20 protein-coding genes and 2 pseudogenes are annotated in these 23,902 nt (G+C 60.7%); 21 read left to right on the top strand and 1 reads right to left on the bottom strand.

The annotated features are described in order from the left end of the window. Positions 1-146: 146 nt before the first annotated feature. Positions 147-839, bottom strand: a complete 693-nt coding sequence (locus AACY31_RS11215; protein ID WP_339476826.1) for an alpha/beta family hydrolase — start codon at positions 837-839, stop codon at positions 147-149. Between the two features lie 96 nt (positions 840-935). On the opposite strand from AACY31_RS11215, the gene ccoN (AACY31_RS11210) reads away from it, so the two are divergent. From ccoN (AACY31_RS11210) to fnr, 21 genes and pseudogenes are all read left to right on the top strand, one after another. After that, positions 936-2,360, top strand: coding sequence for a cytochrome-c oxidase, cbb3-type subunit I (ccoN, locus tag AACY31_RS11210; RefSeq protein ID WP_339476824.1), 1,425 nt, complete (start codon positions 936-938; stop codon positions 2,358-2,360). Between the two features lie 10 nt (positions 2,361-2,370). Then, complete coding sequence (gene ccoO, locus AACY31_RS11205) at positions 2,371-2,979, top strand: cytochrome-c oxidase, cbb3-type subunit II (protein ID WP_339476822.1); 609 nt, start codon at positions 2,371-2,373, stop codon at positions 2,977-2,979. Between the two features lie 3 nt (positions 2,980-2,982). After that, entirely contained in the window at positions 2,983-3,186 is a 204-nt protein-coding gene (locus AACY31_RS11200; RefSeq protein WP_058544618.1) for a cbb3-type cytochrome oxidase subunit 3, read from the top strand. Beyond that, entirely contained in the window at positions 3,183-4,136 is a 954-nt protein-coding gene (gene ccoP / locus AACY31_RS11195; RefSeq protein ID WP_339476817.1) for a cytochrome-c oxidase, cbb3-type subunit III, read from the top strand. Before AACY31_RS11200 ends, ccoP (AACY31_RS11195) begins: the two co-directional genes overlap by 4 nt. 480 nt (positions 4,137-4,616) lie before the next feature. Further along, complete coding sequence (gene ccoN / locus AACY31_RS11190) at positions 4,617-6,059, top strand: cytochrome-c oxidase, cbb3-type subunit I (protein WP_339476815.1); 1,443 nt, start codon at positions 4,617-4,619, stop codon at positions 6,057-6,059. Beyond that, complete coding sequence (gene ccoO, locus AACY31_RS11185) at positions 6,059-6,667, top strand: cytochrome-c oxidase, cbb3-type subunit II (protein WP_018925301.1); 609 nt, start codon at positions 6,059-6,061, stop codon at positions 6,665-6,667. Before ccoN (AACY31_RS11190) ends, ccoO (AACY31_RS11185) begins: the two co-directional genes overlap by 1 nt. Positions 6,668-6,672: 5 nt before the next feature. Further along, the gene (locus AACY31_RS11180) at positions 6,673-6,858 is read left to right on the top strand and encodes a CcoQ/FixQ family Cbb3-type cytochrome c oxidase assembly chaperone (RefSeq protein WP_003183474.1); all 186 of its coding nucleotides are present in this window, start codon (positions 6,673-6,675) and stop codon (positions 6,856-6,858) included. Then, positions 6,855-7,838 (top strand): cytochrome-c oxidase, cbb3-type subunit III, encoded by a 984-nt coding sequence (gene ccoP / locus AACY31_RS11175; RefSeq protein WP_339504469.1) that lies wholly within the window; start codon positions 6,855-6,857, stop codon positions 7,836-7,838. Before AACY31_RS11180 ends, ccoP (AACY31_RS11175) begins: the two co-directional genes overlap by 4 nt. A gap of 148 nt (positions 7,839-7,986) precedes the next feature. Then, positions 7,987-8,241: a type II toxin-antitoxin system Phd/YefM family antitoxin gene (locus AACY31_RS11170; protein ID WP_339491288.1), complete on the top strand. Its 255-nt coding sequence runs from the start codon at positions 7,987-7,989 to the stop codon at positions 8,239-8,241. Further along, positions 8,241-8,651: a type II toxin-antitoxin system VapC family toxin gene (locus AACY31_RS11165; RefSeq protein ID WP_339476803.1), complete on the top strand. Its 411-nt coding sequence runs from the start codon at positions 8,241-8,243 to the stop codon at positions 8,649-8,651. Before AACY31_RS11170 ends, AACY31_RS11165 begins: the two co-directional genes overlap by 1 nt. A gap of 90 nt (positions 8,652-8,741) precedes the next feature. Continuing rightward, positions 8,742-12,703, top strand: a pseudogene (locus AACY31_RS11155) (RHS repeat-associated core domain-containing protein); the annotation flags it as partial. 395 nt (positions 12,704-13,098) lie between these two features. Next, on the top strand, positions 13,099-14,109 hold the full coding sequence (locus AACY31_RS11150; protein ID WP_339476801.1) for a hypothetical protein: 1,011 nt from the start codon (positions 13,099-13,101) through the stop codon (positions 14,107-14,109). Positions 14,110-14,757: 648 nt separating this feature from the next. Continuing rightward, positions 14,758-15,117: a DUF6124 family protein gene (locus tag AACY31_RS11145; protein ID WP_339476798.1), complete on the top strand. Its 360-nt coding sequence runs from the start codon at positions 14,758-14,760 to the stop codon at positions 15,115-15,117. A gap of 185 nt (positions 15,118-15,302) precedes the next feature. After that, a pseudogene (locus tag AACY31_RS28900) lies at positions 15,303-15,587 on the top strand (RHS domain-containing protein); the annotation flags it as partial. Positions 15,588-15,928: 341 nt separating this feature from the next. Further along, entirely contained in the window at positions 15,929-17,344 is a 1,416-nt protein-coding gene (ccoG, locus tag AACY31_RS11135) for a cytochrome c oxidase accessory protein CcoG (protein WP_339476793.1), read from the top strand. A gap of 11 nt (positions 17,345-17,355) precedes the next feature. Further along, positions 17,356-17,895 (top strand): FixH family protein, encoded by a 540-nt coding sequence (locus tag AACY31_RS11130; RefSeq protein ID WP_339476791.1) that lies wholly within the window; start codon positions 17,356-17,358, stop codon positions 17,893-17,895. A 204-nt stretch (positions 17,896-18,099) separates the two neighbouring features. Next, positions 18,100-20,550, top strand: a complete 2,451-nt coding sequence (locus tag AACY31_RS11125; RefSeq protein ID WP_339476788.1) for a heavy metal translocating P-type ATPase — start codon at positions 18,100-18,102, stop codon at positions 20,548-20,550. 24 nt (positions 20,551-20,574) lie between these two features. Beyond that, complete coding sequence (gene ccoS / locus AACY31_RS11120) at positions 20,575-20,793, top strand: cbb3-type cytochrome oxidase assembly protein CcoS (RefSeq protein WP_003183505.1); 219 nt, start codon at positions 20,575-20,577, stop codon at positions 20,791-20,793. Next, positions 20,786-21,469, top strand: coding sequence for a sulfite exporter TauE/SafE family protein (locus AACY31_RS11115; protein WP_339504466.1), 684 nt, complete (start codon positions 20,786-20,788; stop codon positions 21,467-21,469). The genes ccoS and AACY31_RS11115 overlap by 8 nt, the downstream gene beginning before the upstream one ends. A 185-nt stretch (positions 21,470-21,654) precedes the next feature. After that, positions 21,655-23,037, top strand: a complete 1,383-nt coding sequence (gene hemN, locus AACY31_RS11110; RefSeq protein WP_339491294.1) for an oxygen-independent coproporphyrinogen III oxidase — start codon at positions 21,655-21,657, stop codon at positions 23,035-23,037. A 94-nt stretch (positions 23,038-23,131) separates the two neighbouring features. Further along, positions 23,132-23,866 (top strand): fumarate/nitrate reduction transcriptional regulator Fnr, encoded by a 735-nt coding sequence (gene fnr, locus AACY31_RS11105; RefSeq protein ID WP_339476781.1) that lies wholly within the window; start codon positions 23,132-23,134, stop codon positions 23,864-23,866. Positions 23,867-23,902: the final 36 nt, after the last annotated feature.

Genomic DNA, 23,902 nt, shown 5'->3' with positions numbered 1-23,902 from the left:
GCGAAAGCTTCAGGGTTTTTTCTTACCATTTTAAAAAATAGCGTCGCGTAACCCGCCTTCGCGAGCAGGCTCGCTCCCACAGGGGCTTGTGAACGCCGCAAATCCAGTGTGCGAGCTTGCTCGCGAAGAGGTCATGACTGGCAGCATCAATCTTGAGACAGGAACCCGGCCACTCCCTGCGCAGCAGCCTCCAGGTGCTGCTCATGACTAAATCCCGAAGCCTTCAACGGCTTCAGGTCATGATCCCCCGCCACCAGCCACATCACCTCGATGCTCGCTGACAGGTCATAGCCCCGCACCGCTTCACGATTGCCCAACGCATCGCGCTCGCCCTGGACGATCAAGGTCCGCGTCTTCAATTCCGCCAGGTGCTCGACCCGCGGCTTCTCCGGTTTGCCCACCGCGTAGAAGGGATATCCCAGGCACACCAGGGCATCAGCTTCCAGTTCATCGGCCAGCAGGCTCGCCATGCGCCCCCCCATGGATTTGCCCCCCACCGCCAGCCGCCCAGTGACATAAGGCCGCACCGTGGCGTACACCTCACGCCAGCATTCCAGCAGCTTGGGGGCCGGGTTGGGTGGCCGTTTACCCCCATCCTGGCGCCGCTGGGCCATGTAGGGAAATTCGAAGCGCAACACGTTGATGCCCTGTGCGGCAAGGCGCGCGGCCATTTCCTCCATAAAGCCACTGTCCATTGGCGCACCGGCACCATGGGCCAGGATCAGGGTTGGCGCCTTGGCGCTGGCGATCGATTGCCCGGCTGTCCACAGCCAGCCGTTTTGCTCCAGGCACCGCGCCCATTGATCCCCGTCAATACTGGCCTTGTGCTGTTTGTCCATGCTTACCTCGCTTTTAGTCTGCCTATAACTCCAGGCGAAGAACGCCGCACTGCCTTGCGCAGGCGCTCACTTCGGCTGAACCGTGGATGGGGAACCATGAACACTTCTATCAGTACCGCCTACAACTACAAGGTGGTCCGCCAATTCGCCATTATGACGGTGGTGTGGGGCATCGTCGGCATGGGGCTCGGGGTTTTTCTCGCAGCCCAATTGGTCTGGCCACAACTCAACTTCGATTTGCCATGGACCAGCTTCGGCCGCCTGCGCCCACTGCACACCAACGCAGTGATCTTTGCCTTCGGCGGGTGTGCGTTGTTTGCGAGTTCGTTCTATTCGGTGCAACGCACCTGCCAGACACAGCTGTTCGCGCCGAAAATCGCCGCGTTCTGCTTCTGGGGCTGGCAACTGGTGATCCTGCTGGCGGCTATCAGCCTGCCACTGGGCTACACCAGTTCCAAGGAATACGCTGAGCTGGAATGGCCGATCGACATCCTGATCACCATTGTCTGGGTCGCCTACGCCATCGTGTTCTTCGGCACTGTGGCCAAGCGCAATACCAAGCACATCTACGTCGGTAACTGGTTCTTCGGCGGGTTCATCCTGACCGTGGCGATCCTGCACATCGTCAACAACCTGGAGCTGCCGGTGAGCCTCACCAAGTCCTACTCGGTGTACGCCGGGGCCACGGATGCGATGGTGCAATGGTGGTATGGCCACAACGCCGTGGGCTTCTTCCTCACCGCAGGCTTCCTGGGGATGATGTACTACTTCGTGCCGAAGCAGGCCGAGCGTCCGGTGTATTCCTATCGCCTGTCCATCGTGCACTTCTGGGCGCTGATCACCCTGTACATCTGGGCCGGTCCGCACCACCTGCACTACACCGCGCTGCCGGATTGGGCGCAGTCGCTGGGCATGGTGATGTCGCTGATCCTGCTGGCGCCAAGTTGGGGCGGCATGATCAACGGCATGATGACCCTGTCGGGGGCCTGGCATAAGTTGCGCAGCGACCCGATCCTGCGGTTCCTGGTGGTGTCCCTGGCGTTCTACGGCATGTCGACCTTCGAAGGTCCGATGATGGCGATCAAGACCGTCAACGCCCTCTCCCACTACACCGACTGGACCATCGGCCACGTCCATGCCGGCGCGCTCGGCTGGGTGGCAATGATTTCCATCGGTGCGCTGTACCACATGATCCCGAAAGTCTTCGGACGGCCACAGATGCACAGCATCGGCCTGATCAACGCGCACTTCTGGCTCGCGACCATCGGCACCGTGCTGTACATCGCCTCGATGTGGGTCAACGGCATCGCTCAGGGCCTGATGTGGCGTGCGGTAAACGAGGACGGCACCCTCACCTACTCCTTCGTCGAAACCTTGGTGGCCAGCCACCCTGGCTTCGTCGTGCGGCTGGCAGGCGGGGCGATCTTCCTCCTCGGCATGCTGCTGATGGCCTACAACACCTGGCGCACCGTGCGGGCCTACCAGCCTGCCGAAGCTGCCGCTGCCGCGCAGATGGCCTGAGGAGTCCACCATGAAACACGAAACAATCGAAAAAAACGTCGGCCTGCTGATGCTGCTGATGGTCCTGGCCGTGAGCATTGGCGGCCTGACCCAGATCGTGCCGCTGTTCTTCCAGGACGTGACCAATAAACCGGTGGACGGCATGAAGCCCTACACCGCCCTGCAGCTGGAAGGCCGTGACATCTACATCCGTGAAGGCTGCGTCGGCTGCCACTCGCAGATGATCCGTCCGTTCCGCGCCGAGACCGAGCGCTACGGCCACTACTCCGTCGCCGGCGAAAGCGTCTGGGACCATCCATTCCTGTGGGGCTCCAAGCGCACCGGGCCGGACCTGGCACGGGTCGGCGCGCGCTACTCCGATGATTGGCACCGCGCCCACTTGTACAACCCGCGCAACGTGGTGCCCGAGTCGAAAATGCCGGCCTACCCGTGGCTGGTGACCCATGCGGTGGACAGCAGCCACACCGAAGGCAAGCTACGCGCCATGCGCACCCTGGGCGTGCCGTACACCGACGACGACATCAGCGGCAGCGTGGCCTCGCTCAAGGGCAAGACCGAAATGGACGCGCTGGTGGCCTACCTGCAAGTGCTCGGCACTGCCATCAAGAGCAAGAGGTGAGCCATGGTTCTTGAAATGAGTACTGGAATGATCCGCGGCCTGGGCACGGTCGTGGTGTTCGTGGCCTTCATTGGCCTGACCCTGTGGGTATTCAGCAGCAAACGTCGTCCAGAGTTCGCCGAAGCGCGCCTGCTGCCGTTCGCCGACGAACCACCTGCCGACATTGCCACCCCCCAAGACCCTGCAACAAGGAGTACCCGGCCATGACCACCTTCTGGAGTACGTGGATCTGCGTGCTGACCATCGGCAGCCTCATCGGCCTGACGTGGCTGCTGATCGGCACGCGCAAGGGCGAGACCAAGGGCAGCGTCGACCAGACCATGGGCCACAGCTTCGACGGCATCGAGGAGTACGACAACCCGCTGCCGCAGTGGTGGTTCCTGTTGTTCGCCGGCACCCTGGTGTTTTCCGTCGGCTACCTGGTCCTCTATCCGGGCCTGGGCAACTGGAAAGGCATCCTGCCAGGTTACGAGAACGGCTGGACCGGCGTCCATGAATGGGAAAAGGAAATGGCCAAGGCCGACGCCAAGTTCGGGCCGATCTTCGCCAAGTTCGCCGCCATGCCCGTGGAAGAAGTGGCCAAGGACCCACAGGCCTTGAAGATGGGTGGCCGCCTGTTCGCCTCCAACTGCTCGGTCTGCCACGGCTCGGACGCCAAGGGTGCCTTCGGCTTCCCCAACCTGGCCGACAGCAACTGGCGCTGGGGCGGCACTGCCGACACCATCAAGACCACCATCATGGGCGGCCGCATCGCGGCAATGCCGGCCTGGGGCGAGGTGCTGGGAGAGGCCGGGGTCAAGAACGTGGCCGCGTACGTACGCCATGACTTGGCCGGCCTGCCTCTGCCGGCGGACAACGGTGCCGACCTGCAAGCCGGCCAGCAGGCCTTCAGCACCACCTGTGTCGCCTGCCACGGCGCCAACGGCCAGGGAACCGAAGCCATGGGCGCGCCGAACCTGACGCAACCGGCCGGCTTCATCTACGGCACCAGCCTGGCACAGTTGCAGCAGACCATTCGCCATGGTCGCCAGGGTCACATGCCGGCGCAGAATGAGTTGCTGGGCAATGACAAGGTGCAACTGCTTGCCGCCTACGTCTACAGCCTGTCCCACACAGCCGGTGCCGAGCGCCTGCAAGCTGAACACAAAAGCGAATAAATCTTGACCGTTAAACAGCCGCATTCATCTGGATGCGGCTGTTCCCTGTCCCTGCGCGACGCATTGTCGCACCCTCCCATAGTCTTTCTTTCGGTTCCCCTGAATCGGGTCTAAGCTTGCCTTTGCGTGCACTGGCGACTGCCGGTTTCAGGTCGACCCGACCCGATGCGTTCGACAATCGTTCGTCAAAAAGGCCGCAAAGGCTGGTGAATACCGGCTGTTGCGACAGTTGCCTGGCATCACCCGAACGCTGTGTTTGAACACACCCCGTTACAACCGACCTGACCCCCTCGCCTCGTTCCTTCGTTGCGACTTTTTGCCGTGGGCCATTTTTGTCCCTACACGGAACATGGAAAGGCCGCAGAATCAGCTTTGGAAAGCATTGACCCAGGTCATGGCGCGTTGCAATGACCCCCCGCTTTCTCCATACTTGCGACCGATTTTTATCCTAATAAAACACCCAAACCGTGGAACCTTAGAATGAGCACAGCAATCAGTCCGACTGCTTATAACTATAAGGTAGTCCGCCAGTTCGCCATCATGACGGTGGTCTGGGGGATCCTTGGCATGGGGCTCGGTGTCTTCATCGCCTCGCAACTGGTCTGGCCGGAGTTGAACTTCGATCTGCCATGGACGACATTTGGACGCCTGCGCCCGCTGCACACCAACCTGGTGATCTTCGCCTTCGGTGGTTGTGCGTTGTTTGCCACTTCTTACTACGTCGTGCAGCGAACCTGCCAAACGCGACTGATCTCCGACGGCCTCGCCGCCTTTACCTTCTGGGGCTGGCAAGCGGTCATCGTCGGTGCGATCGTGACCTTGCCAATGGGTTTCACCACCACCAAGGAATACGCGGAACTGGAATGGCCCCTGGCTATCCTGCTGGCCATCGTCTGGGTGACCTACGGTCTGGTGTTCTTCGGCACCATCGTCAAGCGCAAGACCAAGCACATCTACGTCGGTAACTGGTTCTACGGTGCCTTCATCGTCGTGACAGCCATGCTGCACATCGTCAACCACGCTTCCCTGCCGGTCAGCTTCTTCAAGTCGTACTCGGCCTACTCGGGCGCGACCGATGCGATGATCCAGTGGTGGTACGGCCATAACGCCGTAGGCTTCTTCCTGACCACCGGTTTCCTGGGGATGATGTACTACTTCGTGCCGAAACAGGCCGAGCGTCCGATCTATTCCTATCGCCTGTCCATCGTGCACTTCTGGGCGCTGATCACCCTGTACATCTGGGCCGGTCCGCACCACCTGCACTACACCGCACTGCCAGACTGGGCGCAGTCCCTGGGCATGGCGATGTCGATCATCCTGCTGGCACCAAGCTGGGGCGGCATGATCAACGGCATGATGACCCTGTCGGGCGCCTGGCATAAGCTGCGCACCGACCCGATCCTGCGGTTCCTGGTGGTGTCGCTGGCGTTTTATGGCATGTCGACCTTCGAAGGCCCGATGATGGCCATCAAGACCGTCAACTCCCTGAGCCACTACACCGACTGGACCATCGGCCACGTACACGCCGGGGCACTTGGCTGGGTTGCGATGATTTCCATCGGCGCCATCTACCACATGATCCCGAAACTGTTCGGTCGTGCGCAGATGCACAGCACCAGCCTGATCAACGCGCACTTCTGGCTCGCGACCATCGGCACCGTGCTCTACATCGCCTCGATGTGGGTCAACGGCATCACCCAGGGCCTGATGTGGCGTGCAATCAACGACGACGGCACCCTGACCTACTCGTTCGTCGAAGCACTGCAAGCCAGCCATCCTGGTTTCATCGTACGAGCCCTGGGCGGCGCGTTCTTCGCCAGCGGCATGCTGTTCATGGCCTACAACGTGTACCGCACCGTTCGTGCCTCTGACCCGGCTGAAGCTGAAGCCGCCGCCAAGATCGCCGTAGTTGGAGCTCACTGATGAAGCACGAAGCAGTAGAGAAGAATATCGGCCTGCTGGCCTTCTTCATGGTCATCGCCGTGAGCATCGGCGGCCTGACCCAGATCGTCCCGCTGTTCTTCCAGGACGTGACCAACAAGCCGGTCGAAGGCATGAAGCCACGTACCGCCCTTGAACTGGAAGGCCGCGACATCTACATCGCCAACGGTTGTGTCGGCTGCCACTCGCAGATGATCCGTCCGTTCCGTGCTGAAACCGAACGCTACGGCCACTATTCGGTCGCCGGTGAAAGCGTCTGGGACCACCCGTTCCTGTGGGGTTCCAAACGTACCGGTCCGGACCTGGCCCGCGTTGGCGGCCGCTACTCCGACGACTGGCAGCGTGCGCACTTGTACAACCCGCGCAACGTGGTGCCAGAGTCGAAAATGCCGGCCTACCCGTTCCTCGTAGAAAACAAGCTCGACGGCAAAGACACCGCCAAGAAAATGGAAGTCTTGCGTACCCTGGGCGTGCCTTACACCGATGAAGACATCGCCGGTGCCAAGGATGCCGTCAAGGGCAAGACTGAAATGGACGCGCTGGTGGCCTATCTGCAAGGCCTGGGCACCATCATCAAAAGCAAACGGTGATTTAGATGGATATCGGGATGATTCGTGGCCTGGGCACCGTCGTCGTGATGGTGGCCTTTATCGGTCTGGCGTTGTGGGTGTTCAGCCCCAAGCGCAAGTCGGAGTTTGACGACGCGACCTTGCTGCCGTTCGCGGATGATCCCGAAGCCATCAAGCACGTCGAGCAAGCTTCTAGGAGTAACAAAGAATGACTACGTTCTGGAGTCTGTACGTCACAGTCCTCAGTCTGGGTACGATCTTCGCCCTGACCTGGCTGCTGCTGTCGACCCGTAAGGGCCAGCGCGCCGAACAAACGGACGAGACCGTCGGCCACTCGTTCGATGGCATCGAAGAGTACGACAACCCACTGCCGAAATGGTGGTTCATGTTGTTCGTGGGCACCATTGTGTTCGCCCTCGGCTACCTCGTGCTCTACCCGGGCCTGGGTAACTGGAAAGGCCTGCTGCCAGGCTACAACTACCTGGACACCGAGAAGCAGACCGCCTTCGCCAACGGCCAGACCGGCTGGACAGGCGTTCACGAGTGGGAAAAGGAAATGGCACGCTCGGACGCCAAGTTCGGTCCGATCTTCGCCAAGTTCGCCTCCATGCCGATCGAAGAAGTCGCCAAGGACCCGCAAGCCCTGAAGATGGGTGGCCGCCTGTTCGCCTCCAACTGCTCGGTCTGCCACGGTTCCGACGCCAAGGGTGCCTACGGTTTCCCGAACCTGACCGACGCCGACTGGCGCTGGGGTGGTGAGCCGCAAACCATCAAGACCACCATCATGGGCGGTCGTCATGCCGTGATGCCGGGCTGGGCTGCCGTGGTTGGCGAGCAAGGGGTTGCCGACGTCTCCGCCTACGTGGTGACCAGCCTGCACGGTCGTAAACTGCCGGAAGGCGCCAAGGCCGATCCGGCCAACGGCCAGAAGCTGTTCGCGGCCAACTGCGTGGCCTGCCACGGTCCAGCCGGCAAGGGCACGCCTGCCATGGGCGCACCTGACCTGACGCACCCGGCCGGTTTCATCTACGGCTCGAGCTTCGCTCAGTTGCAGCAGACCATCCGTTACGGTCGCCAGGGCCAGATGCCTGCCCAGGCCGACCTGCATGGCAACGACAAGGTCCATCTGCTGGCTGCGTACGTCTACAGCCTGTCTCATGGGGAACCGGCGCCAGCCGCCGATGCCCAGTAAGGCACACGCCTGATGCACCAAAGGCCCCGCCAACCCATGTTGGCGGGGCCTTTTTATTGGTGGGTATCAAGAGGCGAAGCTGTTTCACTTGCTCGCCGCTTGCGCCGGTAGTAACGTGCCTACATTCTAGTTTCATGAGGGCACCGCCATGTCCATCACGACCATTTCCAGCCGCGAATTCAATCACGACACAAGTGGTGCCAAAAAAGCCGCCCGCCAGGGGCCGGTCATCATCACTGACCGTGGCAGGCCGGCCCACGTACTGCTAAGCATTGAGGAGTACCAGAAACTGACCGGCATTGGCGCCAGCATTGTCGAGTTGCTGGTCATGCCCGATGCGCCGGATATCGATTTCGATACCGAACGTGCCGTCATCACTCCCCGGCCAGTGGACCTGTCCTGATGTTTCTACTCGACACCAATGTCATTTCGGAACTGCGCAAGCCGCAAGCAGATAAAAACGTACAGGCCTGGGCACGGAGCGTGTCCGCCCCCCACCTGTACGTCTCGGCAATCACCGTATTGGAACTGGAAACCGGTGTGTTGCGCTTCGAACGCAAGGACCCGGCGCAAGGCAGCCGCCTGCGCGCGTGGCTGGATAACCACGTCATGCCCGCATTTGCCGGCAGGATCCTGGCAGTCGACCGCACCGTCGCGCTGCGCTGCGCTCGCCTGCACGTACCGGATCGCAGCAATGAATGCGATGCATTGATTGCCGCCACCGCGCTGGTCCATGGCCTGACCGTGGTCACGCGCAATGTGAGTGATTTTCAAAGCAGCGGCGTGGCCTTGATCAATCCATGGTCAAGCTAATATAACGTCGCGACGGACCATCAATTACCGCCAAGGAGATAGGCGCAATGGGCATCGAAACACTTCAGCGCGCAACGATGAGCCCCCGGCATGTCTGACGCGCTCTGGGCCGCTCGCCTGGGCGATGCACTGAACCACACCTCCATGATGGCCGACATCCTCGGCGGCGTGCTGGAAGTGGCGGCCAACATCGCCATCACCGCCCTGGCGACGGCGGCGGTGGTGGCCGCCACCGGCATCACCGTCGCCACGGGTGGCTTGGGTTGCTTCCTGCTCGGTGCGGTGGTGGGGGCGGTCGTGGGCATTGCCATGAGCAAAACCGGGGCCGACGAAGGCCTGAGTACTATCTGCGAAGGCATCGGCAACGCGCTCTTCCCGCCCACGGTGCAGGCCAACATCCTCACCGGCTCCAAGGACACCTTTACCAACAACATCCCCTCGGCCCGCGCCGGAAGAAGAAGCCGAGGCCAGTTACCTGGACATGGCCGGCAACTTCTTCTCGCAGATGTGGCGCCCCACCGTCGCATCGCCCGCCCCCGGCACGGAGACCCGGCCGGAAGACCTGGTGATCTGCACCAAGCACCCACCGATGCCGCCGCAGTTCATGGCCGAAGGCTCGGACAAGGTCACCATCAACGGCCAGCCCGCCGTGCGCAGCGGCGACCGCAGCACCTGCGATGCGACGGTGGTGTCGGCCGGGTTGATTTCCCCGGACGTGACCATTGGCGGCGGCTCAGTGGTGGTGCGCGAGATTCGCAGCGGCAAGACCCCGGGCGTGGGGCTGGCGGTCACCGCGTTACTAATGCTCAAGGGTGGCAAGGGCAAGTTCTTCAGCAAACTGCCGTGCATGCTGGCCGGTGGCGCGGCGTCGATGGCGGTCAGCAGCGCCATGGGCGCCGCGGCCAACGCCGCCATGGGCTCGTCGAACCCGGTGCATGCCGCGACCGGCGCCAAGGTGCTGGGCCGCGATGAAGAGCTGGACTTCGTTTTGCCCGGTGTTCTGCCAATCGACTGGCAACGCTTCTACAACAGCCGCGACGAACGACGTGGCGGGATGTTCGGCGCCGGCTGGAGCGTGGCCTACGAGGTGCAGGTGGAGATCCTGGCCCATCCCGAGGGTGGCGAGACCCTGCTCTACACCGACGAACAGGCCCGGCCCATCGACATGGGTTCGATCCCGTTGGGCGGCGCGGTGTTCAGTGCTGGCGAAGGCCTGGCCGTGCGACGTCATCTCAACGGGCAGTTGCTGATCGAAAGCGACGACGGCGTGTATCGCCCGTTCGAACCCACGCCGGACCACACATCCCTGCTGCGCCTGAGCCAACTCGGTGACCGCAACGACAATCGCATCTTCCTCGACTACGACGCCGCCGGACGGCTGATACGCCTGCGCGACACCTTCGATCTGGTGCAAGTCGAGCTGATCCGCGAGCGCGAACGCGTCACGCGGATAGAACGTCTCTACCCCGACCAACAACGCGAACTGCTGGTCAGCTATGCCTACGACACGGCGAACAACCTGAGCGAAGTACGCGACGCCACCGGCCAGGTGCAACGGCGTTTCAGCTACGACGCCGGCCAGCGAATGCTGGAGCACCAACTGCCCACCGGGCTGCGTTGCTTCTACGAATGGGCCTTGGTCGAAGACCAGGAATGGCGCGTGGTCCGGCACTGGACCGACGAGGGCGACACCTACCAGTTCGACTATGACCTCAAGGCCGGTGTAACCCGCATCACCGACAGTTTGCAGCGCGTCAGCACGCGCCACTGGAACAGCCAACACCAGATCACCCGATACAGCGACAACCTCGGCCAGACCTGGCTGTTCGAGTGGAACGACGAACGCCAACTGCTCAGCGCCACCGACCCACAGGGCGGGCGCTATGAATACAGCTATGACGAGGCCGGTAACCTGATCGGCGAAACCGATCCGTTGGGCCGCAGCGATTCCACCCTCTGGCTCGAACACTGGGCCCTGCCGCTGGTGGACACCGATGCCGCCGGCCACAGCTGGAAATACCGCTACGATCAACGCGGCAACTGCACCGCCGAAACCGATCCCCTGGGCCACGTCACCCGCTACCGCTACCGCTACGACACCCACGGTCAGGTCATCGAAATCATTGACGCCACCGGCAAGCTTAAAAAGCTGCGCTGGAATCCGTTCGGGCAGTTGGTGGAGCACACCGATTGTTCGGGTTACCCGACACGGTTCAGCTACGACCAGCGCGGCTACCTGCAGACCATCACCGACGCCCTCGGCGAGCGCACCCAGTTCAGCTACGACGCCCAAGGCCGTTTGCTCAGCAGCCAATTGCCGGATGGCCGCACCGAGCACTACCAGCGCGACCTCGCCGGGCAGTTGACCGGCTACACCGACCCGGCCGGGCACACCACGCTCTACCAGCACAACCGTCGCGGTCAGGTCCGCCAACGCACCGACGCCCACGGCCGGCAGGTGCAATTCGCGTACGACAGCTACGGGCGGCTGCAAGCGCTGGTCAATGAGAACGGTGAAAGTTATCGGTTTGCCTGGGATGCGGGTGATCGGTTGGCCGAACAGCGCAACCTTGATGGCAGCGCCAAAGGCTACACGTACGACGTCCTCAACAACGTAAAACGAGTCGAAACCATCGCAGCGCCGCGAGGTGATCATCAGCCCAGTGAAAGGACCATTGTTCATCATCTCGAACGTGATGCCATTGGCCGGCTGACCACCCGAATCACACCTGATGGACAGTCCCGGTACAGCTATAGCCCGTTGAATCAGTTAATCGAAGCCACCGTCATCGCTAACGACGGCAACGAACAACGACTGGGCTTTGCTTATGACGCGCTGGGTTATCTGATTGAGGAGCAGAGTTCAGCGGGCGTTCTGAAGCATCACTACGACGAACTCGGCAACCTGATCCAGACCCACCTACCCGACGGCCGTTGGGTCAGCCGCCTGTACTACGGCAGTGGTCATCTGCACCAAATCAACCTCGACGGCCACGTCATCAGCGACTTCGAACGCGACCGGCTGCATCGAGAGGTGCTGCGCACCCAAGGCCAAATCAGCACACGGAGTGAATATGACCGTAGCGGGCGCTTACGCAGCCGCCAACGCCGGCATACCAGCCAGCCGTCATTGATGCCTGCCGCAGATCAAACCCATTTTGAGTTTGATCCTGGCGACCACCTGGTGGCGCGCCTTGAACGGCAGCCAAAAGGTCAACAACGCCAATTGCTGCACTACGATGTGACCGGCCGCATCCTGGCAAGCCAGGGCACTCGACAAGGCCAGAATGAAACATTTTCCTTCGATGCCGCCGCCAATCTCCTCGACAGTTCACCTGGTACAGGTGGGCGGGTTACGCACAACCAACTCAAGCGCTATCAGGATAAGCACTATCGCTACGATGGTTTTGGCCGAATGATTGAAAAGCGCAGTGGGCGACATGGCCTGCAGCGCTTCAGTTACGACTCGGATCACCGGCTGGTTGAAGTTCGAACCCAGAAATCCGACGGTGAAAACGTCGTCAGGATGCGCTACGACCCGTTGGGTCGAAGGATTGAGAAAACCGAACATGACGACAACGGGCGTCTCATCGCCCGCACGCGTTTCGACTGGGATGGCCTGCAATTACTCAAGGAACATAAAAATAGCCTGACCAGCCTGTACCTCTATATTGGCGACAGTCACGAACCCTTGGCCCGGGTCGACGGCATCGGTGAACATCAACGCATCCGCTATTACCACAACGACCCCAATGGTCAGCCACAGGCCTTGACGGAAAGTGACGGCTATCCGCTATGGCACGCTCACTACCAGGTATGGGGCAATACCACTGATGAAGTCCGTGAGCCGTACTACATCGAAGAACAGAACCTGCGTTTTCAGGGGCAATACCTGGACCGGGAAACAGGCCTGCACTACAACACCTTCCGCTTCTATGATCCCGACATAGGCCGCTTTACCACGCCCGACCCCTTGGGCCTGGCCGCAAGCCTGAATCTTTATCGCTACGCACCGAATCCATTTACCTGGATCGACCCGCTGGGGCTTAAAGAGAATGAGATTATCCGGTACATGGGCGAGAGCGAAACCGTCTCGTCCAAGGCCGCCAACGGAGGCAAAGGTGGGCTTGTTCCGAATATCAGAGGTGAGAAAGCCGTCTGGGTGAATCAGGACAGCAATCCCGGCTTCAATCCGGGCAACGAAAAGTATCGGGTAGTCGCCACCGTCAATAATGAAGGGGTTAGCATGCTCAACGACCACAAGGATATTTCTACCGTTGACTATAAGGAGACGGGCCTTAAGGATGGCGTGCTATCCAAAACGAATGAGCCCAAGGCCAGAGGTATCGGTTTCCGGTTACTGGATAAATTCAATAAAACCATTACGTCATTTCGTGTCGAGAAGAAAGGCCCGAACGGAAAATGGAAGACCTGCGGATAAAGCCAGATGGACATATTCGATCTTCTCTCATACAAACTTGAAAATTTCCTGAACGTCCGGCCGTATCCGAAGGCGTTGGGTGCTGTTTTTTACGAAGAAGACGAGCCTTCGCTACTGAACGTCGTCGCGAAAAAACACAATGGCGCTCCCTTCAGCGTTAGCCGCTGGCGGGACTTGTTTTCCACCAGCGCTTTCGAAAAAGCCATGCTGAAGAACGGCTTCACGGAACCCGACTGCTACGCCCTCCTCCTGGTCCTGTCGCGCTTTGGCTACCTGCTTGAAATCGACAACCGTCAACGAACCAACAAGGATTACTTTATTTTCTTCTACCTGATCCAACTGATCAGCTTGAAGAACAGCACCCTGGATGCGGATGCGCGCCTCAGGAACTACATGCTTAGGTTCCTCCTCTTCGAATTGAGCATCGATGACGAGGCGTATCGTCGTTTCAGCATCGAGGGCAATCAGTTGATGATGGCGAGCGATGGGCTGGGGTCCGTGGCTTTTCTGGATGTGATTGATCTGGTTTACAAAGCGATCAAGGCCGACAGCAGGAAAGAGCATCAACTGCTGAGTACGTTGAAAACGTTTCAAACAAGCACAGTCAGATTACTCAGCGAGCCCGACGATACCCATTACCGCTTCGCGATCAATGATCGTCACAGCGAGCTTATGTACCCCGACGTTTTTTTGCCCACCTATGCTCAGGACAGGCAAAAAATATTTGATGCTTTGATCGACGCGGTCAATCCGCTTCAGTCAACGGCAAACCTGTTCGTCTCCAATATGGTGGTGATGAATTACGCCTTTCACGTCCTGAAAGACAAGCCTCACGAAATTCTAAAACTGAAAAAACACGTCCGTGATGAAGCGCTGTTCGGCCAATTGCTGGAGGTGATCATCATGCGTCGGATGGCAGTCAACAAAGCGCTGTTCGAAAAAATTCCCACGGGGCACGATCTGTCCTTGATCAAGGATGAGCAAACCGCGTTCTACAACATTTTGTACCGCCAGTAGAAACTTGATGCATTTGTGCGCCTGACGCTTCTCTTTGCAGGGCACAAAAATAATCAGAGCCGGGATTCGGCTGTGCTCAAGAAAACCCTGGCGGCTAGATCAAATTGGGAAACAAGCAGTTCGATCTGGCCTTGCGAACAAATGACCAGGCGCAGGTTAAGCGCAAATCCCCGTGGCGAGGGAACTTACTCCCGCTGGGCGGCTGAGCCGCCCCAAAAAGGCTGACGAATTCCTACAGAAAAACCGCTGCGCCACCGAGCGAGAGCAAGCTCCCTCGCCCCGAATCCAGGGCATTACGAAGACGTGTTTATTCTCCCTGCGCAACGCTTCCGCCAAGCTACGAATCCTTGCGCCATTGCCTACAACTACGCCAGAATCCGCCCGCTTGTGCGCCTTGCCCATGGGTTCTATCGTTTGCCTGCCACTGCCCATCAGTGGTCGGGTTTAGTAGCCCTGGTTGGAAATACATAATGGTTGCATGAGTCTCATCAGTCAGGCGTCGCCTGCATTTGATGGTGGCTGTGCGCATGGCGCCTTCGGGCGCGCCGGGTTTTTATGTATTTTCCACCGGTCTACTAACTTGCGCACAGCTGCCACCCCTTCGTTTAGTAGCGAGATGGTTGCGGCCTACTAGAAGGAAAAATGCATATGTTCAAGATAACTCCGAACCCTCCGGAAACTGACTCAACCTCTACCCATTCCGGTCGCAAAAACAAGCAGCACGACGAAACCACCAAACGCGTCTTGGATCACTACCTGCTACCCAAACCGGAAAAGTCCGAAGAAGCATCCAAACCAGACCAGCTCTTCACCGTGAAAAAAAACGCCGACAACGAATGCCTGCTCGCCAACCTCAGCGAAAACTTGGCCTCAGCCGACGCGATGATTAGCAACCTGGCCTTCGACTTGGAAGGCCCCCGCCGCCACATCGCCCTCGGCATCCAGCAACTGATCGAACTGAGTTCAATGCTGGCGAACCGAGTGCTGGATAACGTCGACCCGCGCTAACCGCGACACCACCAACCCGTGACGAGGAAGCCTGCTTCCGCTGGATGGCGAAGCCGCCCCAAAACAGGCCGGCGCATTCTCCAGATAAACCGCATCAGCCGGCTCACGACGGCTGCGCCGCCGAGCGGGAGCAAGCTCCCTCGCCACGGATCGCCTACACCTCAAAAGCAGGCGTGTAACCCGCCTTCACCGACCGGCAAGGCAACGCGCAAACCCTGAGCTTCGCCTACGACGCCACCGGCCAGTTGCTCGCCGAAAACAGCGCCGCCGGCAGCCTGCAACACCACTATGACGAACTTGGCAACCTGATCCAGACCCAGTTGCCCGACGGCCGCTGGATCAATCGCCTGCACTACGGCAGCGGGGCGCTGCAAAAAATCCGCTACTACCACAACGACCTCAACGGCCTGCCGGAACAACTCACCGAGGCCGACGGGCACAACGTGTGGCGGGCGACATATCGGGTGTGGGCACCGAGCCCAGAAGCGCAAATGATTGGAGCTACGATGTACGACCGCCGGGTGGCGAAGCCGCCAAAAATAGCGGCACAAAGCAACCAAACAGGCCTGTCGAACGAGTCGGCAGGCCCTTTGGTTTTTTCGCCAACGCCATGGAATGTCTATAGTCAATTGATCTTGGTCATGACTTGTTACATCTGCTACACCATTCGACCCTTCCCCCCAACGCGACCAAAGGTCGCACCCTTGAGCTAGACCTACAGGCGTATCATTGCGCCACTGCAATACCCTTTCTGACCGTGGTCGGCACGTACTGACCCCGGCACTTTTCCACTGCCGTGGGATGCATTTTGATGAGCAACCAGATTCCGGTACATGACGTCACCCCGCCTGCCAAGGACGCGAACCAAAGCGTCGATCTCTACGCTTCTCGGGAAAAAATCTACACCCGCGCCTTCACGGGCCTGTTCCGCAACTTGCGGATGGTCGGCGGTGGCATGTTGTTCCTGCTGTACTTCGGTACGGTCTGGTTGAATTGGGGTGGGCATCAGGCGGTCTGGTGGAACCTGCCCGAACGCAAATTCTTCATTTTCGGTGCGACCTTCTGGCCCCAGGACTTCATCCTCCTGTCAGGGCTGCTGATCATTGCCGCCTTTGGCCTGTTTTTCATCACGGTATACGCCGGACGGGTCTGGTGCGGCTACACCTGCCCACAAAGCGTATGGACGTGGATTTTCATGTGGTGTGAGAAAGTCACCGAAGGCGACCGCAACCAGCGCATCAAGCTCGACAAGGCGCCCATGAGCGGGAACAAGTTCCTGCGCAAGCTGGCCAAGCACAGCTTGTGGCTGCTGATCGGTTTCGTCACTGGCATGACCTTCGTCGGGTATTTCAGCCCCATCCGTGAACTGGTGTTCGAGTTCTTTACCGGCCAGGCCGATGGCTGGTCGTATTTCTGGGTCGGCTTCTTCACTCTCGCCACCTACGGCAACGCCGGCTGGCTGCGCGAGCAGGTGTGCATCTACATGTGCCCTTACGCACGTTTCCAGAGCGTGATGTTCGACAAGGACACCCTGATCGTTTCCTACGACCCGCGTCGCGGCGAAAGCCGTGGCCCACGCAAGAAGGGCGTTGACTACAAGGCCCTGGGCCTGGGGGACTGCATCGACTGCACCATGTGCGTCCAGGTCTGCCCCACCGGTATCGACATTCGCGACGGCCTGCAGATCGAATGCATCGGCTGCGCGGCGTGCATCGACGCCTGCGACAACATCATGGACAAGATGGATTACCCGCGCGGGCTGATCAGCTACACCACCGAACATAACCTCTCGGGACAGAAAACCCATAAACTGCGCCCACGCCTGATCGGTTATGCCCTGGTGCTGCTGGCAATGATCAGTCTGCTGGTGACCGCGTTCTTCATGCGTTCGCTGGTGGGTTTCGACGTCAGCAAGGACCGTGTGCTGTACCGCGAGAACGCCGAAGGCCGGATCGAGAACGTCTACAGCCTCAAGATCATGAACAAGGACCAGCGCGATCATACGTACGTACTGGAGGCCTCCGGCCTGCCGGACCTCAAGCTGCAGGGACGCCGGGAAATCAAGGTCGCGGCCGGTGAGATCTTCACCCAGCCGGTAGAACTGTCCAGTGCACCGGAGCAACTGCCGTCGAGCACCAACGAGGTGACCTTCATTCTCAAGGATGCCGATGACGACAGCGTTCATGTTGAAGCCAAGAGCCGGTTCATCGGCCCACAAATTCGTTGAGAGAACTGAACATGCCTGCAGCAACCGCCACCAGCCCCTGGTACAAGCACCTCTGGCCGTGGATCATCATTGGGATTTTGGCCTGCTCGGTCACACTGAGCCTGACCATGGTGACCATCGCCGTGAACAACCCGGACAATCTGGTCAACGACAACTATTACGAAGCCGGCAAAGGCATCAACCGCTCCCTGGAGCGCGAACTGCTGGGCCAGACCCTGCAATTGCATGCCAACGTGCAACTGGATGACGTCACCGGCGAAGTGAACCTGCGCCTGAGCGGCGACAGCCGGCCCCAGACCCTGGAACTGAACCTGATCTCACCCACCCAGCCGGAAAAGGATCGCAAGGTCGTCCTGACCCGCAACGACAGCGAACCGGGGCGTTACGTCGGCCAGTTGACGAACAAGATCGAAGGCCGGCGCTTTGTCGAATTGCTGGGGGTCGAGAACGACAAGACCTGGCGGTTGTTCGAAGAAGAGCAGATCAACCATGACCAGGCCGTCCTGCTCGGTGATGAACCGCTGCAAGGCGCTGAAGACCTGAAAAAATAAGCGGGTCAACAGCCCCTGTAGGAGCTGCCGAGCGAAGCGAGGCTGCGATCTTTCCCCGGACAATTGAGTCTCAAGCGAAAGATCAAAAGATCAAAAGATCAAAAGATCAAAAGATCAAAAGATCAAAAGATCGCAGCCTTCGGCAGCTCCCACAATCCGTATACCCCTTGCAAACCCACTATGCCAGGCCTTCATGCGACAACCATGACCACTCCACAGCCCTGCTACCACTGCGCCCTGCCCGTTCCTCCTGGCAGTCGCTTCACCGCCGTTGTCCTCGGTGAAACCCGCGAGCTGTGCTGCCCGGGCTGCCAGGCGGTGGCTGAAGCCATTGTCGCCGGCGGCCTGGAAAGTTATTACCAGCATCGCAGTGAAGCGTCGGCCAATCCCGAGTCCCTGCCCGTCCAATTGACCGATGAACTGGCCCTGTACGATCGCCCCGACGTGCAGCAATCATTCGTACGCCATGAAGGCGAATTGGCCGAAACCACCCTATTGATGGAAGGCATCAGTTGCGCCGCCTGCGGCTGGTTGATCGAAAAACAACTGCGCAGCCTGCCCGCCGTGGCCGAGGCGCGGCTGAACCTGTCCAATCACCGCCTGCATGTACGCTGGGCCGACGCTCAACTGCCGCTGAGCACGCTGCTCGCCGAATTGCGCCAGATCGGCTACGTAGCGCACCCGTACCAGGCCGACCAGGCCTGTGAACAACTCGCCGCACAAAACCGCCTGGCCCTGCGCCAATTGGGTGTAGCCGGTCTGCTCTGGTTCCAGGCGATGATGGCGACCATGGCCACCTGGCCGGAATTCAACATCGACCTGAGCCCGGAGATGCACACCATCCTGCGCTGGGTCGCGCTGTTCCTCACCACACCTATCGTGTTCTATAGCTGTGCGCCGTTCTTCAAGGGCGCGATGCGCGACCTGCGCACCCGGCACCTGACCATGGACGTTTCGGTGTCCCTGGCCATTGGCGGCGCCTATGTCGCCGGGATCTGGACTTCCATCACCGGCGTGGGTGAGCTGTACTTCGATGCCGTGGGCATGTTCGCCCTGTTCCTGCTGGCCGGCCGCTACCTGGAACGCCGGGCCCGGGAGCGCACGGCGGCCGCCACCGCCCAACTGGTCAATCTGTTGCCGGCCTCGTGCCTGCGCCTGGAGGATAACGGCCAGAGTGAACGCATCCTGCTCAGCGAATTGCGCACCGGTGACCGGGTACTGGTGCATCCCGGGGCGGTCCTGCCGGCCGACGGCAGGATCCTCGATGGCCAGTCCAGCATCGACGAATCGCTGCTGACCGGTGAATACCTGCCACAACCTCGGCAAGTGGGCGACGCGGTCACCGCCGGCACGCTGAACGTCGAAGGGGCCTTGACGGTTGAGGTGCTGGCTCTCGGGCAAGACACCCGATTGTCGGCCATCGTGCGGCTGCTGGAGCGGGCCCAGGCCGAGAAGCCACGACTGGCGGAAATCGCCGACCGCGCCGCCCAATGGTTCTTGCTGTTCTCCTTGGCCGCCGCTGCCGTCATCGGGCTGGTGTGGTGGCAACTGGACGCTTCGCGCGCGTTCTGGATCGTCCTGGCGATGCTGGTCGCCACCTGCCCTTGCGCGCTGTCCCTCGCCACGCCGACCGCCCTCACCGCCGCAACCGGCACCTTGCACAAGCTGGGCCTGCTGCTGACGCGCGGTCATGTGCTGGAAGGTCTGAATCAGATCGACACGGTCATTTTCGACAAGACCGGCACCCTCACCGAAGGCCGCCTGGCGTTGCGCGCCATTCGGCCATTGACGGCCCTCGACAGTGATCAATGCCTGGGCTTGGCCGCCGCCCTGGAGAACCGCTCGGAGCACCCCATCGCCCGCGCCTTCGGCCGCGCGCCATTGGCCGCCGAACAGGTGCAAAGCACCCCGGGACTGGGGCTGGAAGGCTTGGTGGCCGAACAGCGCCTGCGCATCGGCCAGGCCGGTTTTGTCTGCGAACTGAGTGGCGCCGCCGTACCGCAAATGCCGGACGAACCCGGGCAATGGCTATTGCTGGGCGATGAATCCGGGCCACTGGCCTGGTTCGTCCTCGATGACCGCTTGCGCGCCGATGCCCCGGCGCTGCTGGCGGCCTGCAAGGCACGGGGCTGGCGGACGCTGCTGTTGTCAGGTGACAGTTCGCCCATGGTTGCCAGTGTCGCCGCCGAACTGGGCATCGATGAAGCCCGCGGCGGTTTGCGCCCGGACGATAAACTGGCCGTGTTGCAACAGTTGCACCAGCAGGGCCGCAAGGTGCTGATGCTCGGCGACGGGGTGAACGACGTTCCGGTGCTGGCGGCCGCGGACATCAGTGTCGCCATGGGCTCGGCCACCGATCTGGCCAAGACCAGCGCCGATGCGGTGCTGCTGTCCAACCGCCTCGACGCCCTGATCCACGCCTTCAGCCTGGCTCGGCGCACCCGGCGGGTGATCATCGAGAACCTGGTGTGGGCAGCACTGTACAATGGCCTCATGTTGCCGTTCGCCGCCCTCGGCTGGATTACGCCGGTATGGGCCGCGATCGGCATGTCCATCAGTTCGCTGACCGTGGTGTTGAATGCGCTGAGGCTGACGCGTCAGCCCAAGGCGCAGGTTTTCGACGCCACGCCCGATACCCGCCCGCAACCGGCCTGAGCCGCGCGGGCATGGAGTTCCGACATGCCAGCTCTCTACGTGATGATCCCGGCCGCGCTGCTGATCGTGGCCATTGCCGTGTACATTTTCTTCTGGGCCGTGGACAGCGGCCAGTACGACGACCTCGACGGTCCGGCCCACAGCATTCTGTTCGACGATCAGGACCCGAACCACAAGGCCGCGGTGGACGAAGCCAGTGGCGAGGCCCGCAAGCCGGACGACAAGGCTCCGCCCCATGCTTGACCTGGCCCCCCTGCTGGTTTCGGCGGTCATCCTTGGCCTGCTCGGCGGCGGGCACTGCCTGGGCATGTGCGGCGGCCTGATGGGCGCCCTGACCCTGGCGATCCCAAAGGACCAGCGCAGTCGGCGCTTTCGGTTGCTGCTGGTATACAACCTGGGGCGGATCCTGAGCTACGCCGCCGCCGGGTTGTTGATTGGCCTCGCCGGTTGGGCCGTGTCCAACAGCCCGGCAGCAATGATCATGCGAGTTCTGGCCGGCTTGCTGTTGATCGCCATGGGCCTGTACCTGGCGGGCTGGTGGAGCGGCCTGACCCGCATCGAAGGTGTGGGGCGTGGCTTGTGGCGACACATCCAACCCGTCGCCAACCGTTTGCTGCCGGTGTCGAGCCTGCCTCGTGCCTTGCTGCTCGGCGCGCTATGGGGCTGGCTGCCGTGCGGCCTGGTCTACAGCACCCTGTTGTGGTCCGCCAGCCAGGGCAATGCACTGGACAGCGCGTTGCTGATGCTCGCCTTCGGCCTGGGCACTTGGCCGGTGCTGCTCGCCACGGGCCTGGCCGCCGAGCGCATCACTGCCCTGCTGCGCAAACGCAGCGTGCGCGTGACCGGTGGGTTGCTGGTGATTATTTTCGGGGTATGGACACTGCCGGGGCCACATCAGCATTGGCTTATGGGGCATTGATCGAGTCACCCCAATCGCGAGCAAGCTCGCACACACTTGATCGTGGGTGTACGCAACACTTTTGTCGGAGCGGGCCTGCTCGCGATTGGCCCTGACTCAACCCTCGCCCGTTGACGCAAATCAAAACGGCCGCGCCCACGCCCCCCTAGACTCGCCCCATGCCAGTCTATCCGGGGAATGCCCGCATGCTCGACACCATTTGTTGGGATTCAGATCTCATCCGCCGTTACGACCTGGCGGGACCACGCTACACCTCGTACCCCACTGCGGCGCAGTTCGGCAGCCAGGTGGGCACCTTTGACCTGCTCCATGCCCTGCGCGACAGCCGAAAGGCCCAGCGGCCGCTGTCGCTGTACGTGCACATACCGTTCTGCGCGAACATTTGCTACTACTGCGCCTGCAACAAGGTCATCACCAAGGACCGCGGCCGCGCCCACGCCTACCTGCAACGCCTGGAACAGGAAATCCAACTGATCGGCTGCCACCTGGACCCCACCCAGCGCGTAGAACAGTTGCACTTTGGCGGCGGCACCCCGACATTCCTCAGCCACGACGAACTGCGCCAATTGATGGCCAAGCTGCGCAAGCACCTGAACCTGCTGGACGACGATTCCGGCGACTACGGCATCGAAATCGACCCCCGGGAAGCCGACTGGTCGACCATGGGCCTGCTGCGGGAACTGGGCTTCAACCGGGTCAGTATCGGCCTGCAAGACCTTGACCCGGCGGTGCAACGGGCCGTCAATCGCCTGCAAAGCCTGGAAGAAACCCGTGCTGTGGTCGAAGCCGCCCGGACCTTGCAGTTCCGTTCGATCAACATCGACCTGATCTACGGCCTGCCCAAGCAGACCCCGGAAAACTTCGCCCGCACCGTCCAGGAAGTCATCCTCCTGCAACCGGACCGGGTCTCGGTGTTCAACTACGCCCATCTGCCGGAACGCTTCATGCCCCAGCGGCGCATCAACAGCCAGGAGTTGCCGACCCCGGAGCAGAAACTGGCAATGCTGCAAGGCACCATCGAACAACTGACCGCCGCCGGTTACCGCTATGTCGGCATGGACCACTTCGCCCTGCCCGACGACGAACTGGCAATCGCCCAGGAAGAGGCCACGTTGCAGCGCAATTTCCAGGGCTACACCACCCATGGCCATTGCGACCTGATCGGCCTTGGCGTGTCAGCCATCAGCCAGATCGGCGATTTGTACTGCCAGAACAGCAGTGACCTGAACCATTACCAGAACACTCTCGCCGACGGGCAACTGGCGACCAGTCGCGGGCTGATCTGCAACGCTGACGACAGGCTGCGGCGCGCGGTGATCCAGCAGTTGATCTGTCATTTCCACCTGCCTTTCGCCGAGATCGAGCAAACCTTCAACATCGATTTTCGCGGTTACTTCGCGCCGCAGTGGCCACAATTGCAGGCCATGGCTGCGGATGGGCTGATCGAACTGGATAACACCCACATCCGGGTATTGCCCGCCGGGCGCCTGCTGGTGCGATCGGTGTGCATGGTATTCGATGCTTATCTGGAGCAGCACAATCGCCAACGCTTCTCCCGAGTCATCTGAGCGCGACAATTTGACGACGAAACCACGCTGGCCGGACTGTCTGCTCTGGGGTACCCTTACGTCCTATGCGTGATTTCCCACAAGGATTTAAGAAATGTCCGAGCCAGTCAAACTGCGCGCCCACAACCAGGCCCATTGCAAGGATTGCAGCCTGGCCCCCCTCTGCCTGCCACTTTCGTTGAACCTAGAGGATATGGACGCGCTGGACGACATTGTCAAACGCGGCCGACCGTTAAAGAAAGGCGAGTTTCTGTTTCGCCAGGGCGATACCTTCGATTCGGTCTATGCGGTGCGCTCGGGCGCCTTGAAGACCTTCAACCTGAGCGACGGCGGCGAAGAACAGCTCACCGGCTTCCACCTGCCCAGCGAGCTGGTAGGCCTGTCCGGCATGGACACCGAATCCCATCCGGTCTCGGCCCAAGCGCTGGAAACCACCTCGGTGTGCGAAATTCCCTTCGATCACCTGGACGAACTGGCCATACAGCTGCCGCAACTGCGCCGCCAGTTGATGCGGGTCATGAGCCGGGAAATCCGTGACGATCAGCAAATGATGCTGCTGCTTTCGAAAAAAACCGCCGACGAACGTATCGCCACGTTCCTGGTCAACCTCTCGGCACGCTTTCGCGCCCGCGGGTTCTCGGCCAACCAGTTCCGCTTGAGCATGTCGCGCAACGAAATCGGCAACTACCTGGGCCTGGCGGTGGAAACCGTATCCAGGGTATTCACCCGTTTCCAACAGAACGAGTTGATTGCCGCCGAAGGCAAGGAAATTCACATTCTCGACCCGATCCAGCTCTGCGCCCTGGCCGGCGGCTCGATCGACGGCTGAGGCGCCTGCGCGGCTGAGAGATGTGCCCAGCCGCGC

It is taken from the genome of Pseudomonas sp. RL_105y_Pfl2_101 (assembly GCF_963970585.1).
Classification (GTDB): Bacteria; Pseudomonadota; Gammaproteobacteria; order Pseudomonadales; family Pseudomonadaceae; genus Aquipseudomonas.
Note: the sequence above shows the minus strand (reverse complement) of the source record. Positions and strands in the feature narration are given on the sequence as shown.